Annotated in this window: 4 protein-coding genes; all 4 read right to left on the bottom strand. The window is 46.3% G+C overall.

The genetic code is table 11. From position 1 onward, the window contains the following. Positions 1-565 precede the first annotated feature (565 nt). The gene (gene uhpT / locus MHN01_RS17770) at positions 566-1,966 is read right to left on the bottom strand and encodes a hexose-6-phosphate:phosphate antiporter (protein WP_239412561.1); all 1,401 of its coding nucleotides are present in this window, start codon (positions 1,964-1,966) and stop codon (positions 566-568) included. Positions 1,967-2,389: 423 nt separating this feature from the next. After that, positions 2,390-3,043 carry an MBL fold metallo-hydrolase gene (locus MHN01_RS17775; RefSeq protein ID WP_239412562.1) on the bottom strand — a complete coding sequence of 218 codons (654 nt, stop codon included), beginning with the start codon at positions 3,041-3,043 and terminating at the stop codon, positions 2,390-2,392. A 145-nt stretch (positions 3,044-3,188) separates the two neighbouring features. Continuing rightward, positions 3,189-3,737 (bottom strand): YcbK family protein, encoded by a 549-nt coding sequence (locus MHN01_RS17780; RefSeq protein WP_239412563.1) that lies wholly within the window; start codon positions 3,735-3,737, stop codon positions 3,189-3,191. 152 nt (positions 3,738-3,889) lie between these two features. Further along, a partial coding sequence (locus MHN01_RS17785) for a L,D-transpeptidase family protein (RefSeq protein WP_239412564.1) occupies positions 3,890-4,447 on the bottom strand: 558 nt, incomplete at its 5' end.

A 4,447-nucleotide genomic window follows, 5' to 3' on the forward strand; every position in this document is an offset into this window, starting at 1 on the left:
CCGATCTCAATATTTCACACTAATCCAACACCAAAATAAAACCGACTAAAAATCCAGATTGAGCCGATAAAAGCCATAAAACTGAGTTTTTACTCATTACAACTGCATTTTATATTTTACTTAATGTCAATATCATCAATAACCAAATGGAATACAAAATGACAAAAAAGTTAAAAACAATATAAAAAAAATATAAAAAAAACAAAAAACCCCTTATTAAATCTACTAGTAGCATCAAAAAGAGGTTAAAAAACAAACAAATGTACTATTGCAGTGATATTATGTTTTTCTGCTCATTGACAAGATAAAAAGCAGGGTGAGGTGTTACCCTCATCCCACTTTCAGAACCACACATACGAGCCTCATATACCACTCATGCACGTTTCCATTCAGCGTAATTGCTAAACACACATCCTGCCGTTGGTCAGCAACGTCCTTGTCATTCGGATTCTCTCCCCCATAGTCGGGGGGAACAATTCTGGTTTCTTTCAACCTAACAGGTTTGTCAGCCTTGCAGGGCAAATAAAAAACCACCCCGAAGGGTGGTTTATTGAGTCAGAGCAACTTAGGCAAGTTCCAGCTCGGCCTCTTTTTGCTGGCGCTTCTCGCGACGAATTTTCTTCTCTTCCGCGATGGCAACAAAGAGCAACAAACCGATACACACTGCCGCTGAGGTATCCAGAGCCGCAAAGGTACCCTGCCAGCCTGTCAAACCGAAGATTGGCGTACCGTCGGCAATCATACCCAGACCCAGCTTTGCAAAGCTGTCACCCACCAGGTAGGCAAAGGTACCTTTGATACCGTCGGCAACACTGATCGCTTTCTTAGGAACAAAACCGACAGCAGCAACACCGATAAGCAGCTGAGGGCCAAACACCAGGAAGCCAAGTACAAACAGAGAACCCAGGTACATATACTCAGTTGTCGCTGTCTGATAGAACTCAAGAGCAAAGATGATTAGCGCCAGAGAAACACATGCGACAAGTGCACGACGCCCATTGGCCAAATCAGACAAGTAACCCCACATCAAGGTACCGACCAGAGCGCCAACCTCGAACATAGTAAAGCCCTGGATAGCCGTTTCTTTCGAGAAACCAAGCTCCTGATAGGCGTAAACTGTCGACCACTGGTCAATACCGATACGTACGATGTACAGGAAGATATTGGCAAAACACAGCAACCAGATAATCTTGTTCTTCAACACGTATTCCATGAAGATCTCGCGCTTGGTCATCTGGTTTTCTTCAGCGTTGACATCTTCTTCGCTGACTTCTTCACCGAACAGTTCCTCGGCCTTACCCAAGCCGTAAGCTTCCGGTGAATCACTACCGTAACGCAGACCGATAAAGCCTACTACCAAGGCAATGATCGACGGGAACACAAACATACCGATCACGTGACCATCAAACAGGTAGTTCGCACCGAACAGGGCAACACCTGCTGCACCGGCACCACCGACATTGTGTGACATGTTCCAGAAACCCAGATAGGTACCCCGCTTCTTACGCGGCGTCCATTTGGTGATCGTGGAATAACTAGACGGTCCACCGGTACTCTGGAAGAAACCGCTCAACGCATAGAATGCAATCATCAGGAACAGGCTCACACCAGAACCGCCCATGCTCACACTGAAGCCCAGCATGGCAATACCGGACAAGATCAGCATGAATGGCAGGAACTGCTTGGTGTTTTTACCGTCGGCGTAATAAGAAACGGCAGTTTTACCAATACCGTAGGTGATAGAGAAGCCCAAGCCAATCATACCTAGCTCTGTCATTGACAGGCCGTAGGTTGAAATCATATCGTTTTGAGCAACATTGAAGTTTTTACGGATCAGATACATGGTCAGGTAACCAATAAATACAACCAGGTACGATTGCATAAATGGCTTAAACCACATCTTGCGGCGCTCTTCTACAGGCAGATCCAGCGTCGGCTTTCTGACCTGCTCCAACAATTTAAACATGTGAAACCCTCAATTTTCTAAAACAAAGCCTACTTACTGAATACCTGGCATGTCATGTTCATCACCGAACTATCAAACGGCATTCAGTAAGCAGACTCCAGGAAATCATCGGGAGCAAAAGAATAGTTATGCCCATACCGAACCCTCGACAACCAGTCATACAAGGCTTTTGAAGGCAAGGCATAAGGATGTTCAACCCGATTGACTGAAGATTTTAAAGACGGTCAGATTGGCTGGCTTGAGAAGCCGACCTAAAACAATTAGGAAAGATTCCTAGTTTTTAACTCTTGGCTGGAAAAGCGTGAAAGTAGTCACATTAATACTATGGAGATACAAGCTGGGAACTATAAAGTGAGCGAATCGATATAAAGAAAAGCGAGAGCTGACAGCCCTCGCTTTAGACTTGCAAGGTAATGAAAGCTGTTAGTACAGCGGCATCTCATCGGCAACGAACGGATTGGACGCACGTTCTTTGCCAAATGTTGATAACGGACCGTGACCAGGAACAAAAGTAACATCGTTTCCAAGAGGCCACAGCTTACCTTTGATTGAGTTGATCAGAGTCTGAAAATCGCCTTTCGGGAAATCGGTACGGCCGATCCCGCCATTGAACAATACGTCTCCAACAAAAGCGACACTGGCTTCTTCACTGTGAAGAACCACATGGCCCGGGGTATGTCCCGGCGTGTGATACACACTCAGCGACTGATTACCGACTGTGACCACATCACCTTCTTCCAGCCACTGATCCGGATCGAAGGCCTCTGTCAGCGGGAAACCAAACATCTCACTCTGACGAGGCAGCCCCTGCAGCCAGAATGCATCCTCTTTATGCGGACCAATCACAGGAACACCTAGCTCAGCAGCTAGCGGTGCGGTACCGCCGACATGATCAAGGTGACCATGAGTCAGGATCAGCTTAGTCACTGTCAGCCCCAGCTGTTGAACCTTGTCTTTAAGCAAATGAATATCACCACCGGGATCGACCAAGGCAGCTTTGTTGGTTTCATCACACCAAATAACCGAACAGTTTTGCTGAAACGGGGTAACTGGAACAATTTCAAACTGGAGACTCATAGCCCTTTCCTAACTCACAATAATCTGGTGGCAGGATATCATGCCACTAGCAGAAACAACAAAGCCGGAATCTATCAAGAGAGGGAGATAGAAACCGGCTTTGGAATTATTCGACAAATGTTGCACTCAGTTGAAGCAGATTGACTTACCAACGACGAACGGGGCCTGTATCAATATGAACGAAACCACTCTTCGGGTAATAACCTACGCCACCGAGTCGTAGCTCCAGGGCTGCATTACGGACCTTGGACAACGGCACCCCTTCAAGGTTGAAGTCAATGGCCTCGCCTTTCATATGGTAGCTCTTTTTCGCCACCCCGCCATTTTTCTGCAGTGCTTTGTTGGTCTCGGGAGAGCGGTAACCGGAGATAATCCGCACCTGACCCTTGTGCCCCAGCCCCTCCTGAATTTCAGCAATTGCATCAAACAGACGGCGATCCATGTTCGCCACTTCATTACGACGGAAATCACGGCAGATATGGTTAATACGCTTCAGTTCTTCCTTGATATAACTTTGACCGTCAAAGTACTGGGTTTCCAGATCTTCTTTGGTATGAATATTACACAGCGAAATCTTTCTCGCACTTGTTGCTTTATACGGGCTAGCTAATGCCACTCCTGGCAATAAACATGCGCCAACCGCCAGTCCCCCAGCAACCAATAACTGGCGGCGCTTGTAATCAATCTCAGACATCCTAAACTAAACCACTTTCTTGCTAATATCGGGCCAAAGCCGTGAATCGAAAAGCAAGATACCGTTCAGTTTTTGTTCAGTCAAACGTGTTAAACGCAAAAAAACGCTTAATTATCGTACCGCGATCGGCTAATTACTGACTTATAAGAAAATTATTCGTGGTAAATAATTGTAAATTTTTCTTCTTTTTGAGACATCTCACTCATTCGATCATAGCTATAGACATCATCACGGAAATTCACCAATCCCTGATTGTCTACCCAGGCTGTCTGATAAATCAGATGCACCTTAACCCGGCTGTTCAGTCCAACAGTTTTGGTTTTCGTCCTTGCCTTGAGCTCGTTGACACGCTGCTCAGTGACGCCCGAATAGGTCAGCAGAATCATCGCCAAGTCATCCGCATGCTCTACCCTGATACATCCTGAGCTAAATGCTCGTTCGTCTTTGTTGAACAGGCTTTTGGCCGGTGTGTCATGAAGATAGATTGAACTATCATTCGGGATGTTGAACTTAAAGCGGCCGAGGGCATTTTTCTTGCCCGGTTTTTGCCGTAGCCGATACGGGAACGCTTTTGCATTCACAATTCGCCAGTCGATGGTATGGATCGGGATCTGCTCCGAACTTGTCCAGCTGCGGATGACCCTGAAATCATTCCGGTACAGGTAACCCCGGTCATACCTGGCCTTAGGCAAAATATCTTTGCGCATGAT

The organism is Photobacterium sp. OFAV2-7, from assembly GCF_022347985.1.
Lineage (GTDB): Bacteria > Pseudomonadota > Gammaproteobacteria > Enterobacterales > Vibrionaceae > Photobacterium.

Excerpts from the sequence above, each read along its gene's own strand:
- uhpT (WP_239412561.1), bottom strand. The coding sequence starts at position 1,966 with ATGTTTAAATTGTTGGAGCAGGTCAGAAAGCCGACGCTGGATCTGCCT.
- MHN01_RS17775 (WP_239412562.1), bottom strand. The coding sequence starts at position 3,043 with ATGAGTCTCCAGTTTGAAATTGTTCCAGTTACCCCGTTTCAGCAAAAC.
- MHN01_RS17780 (WP_239412563.1), bottom strand. The coding sequence starts at position 3,737 with ATGTCTGAGATTGATTACAAGCGCCGCCAGTTATTGGTTGCTGGGGGA.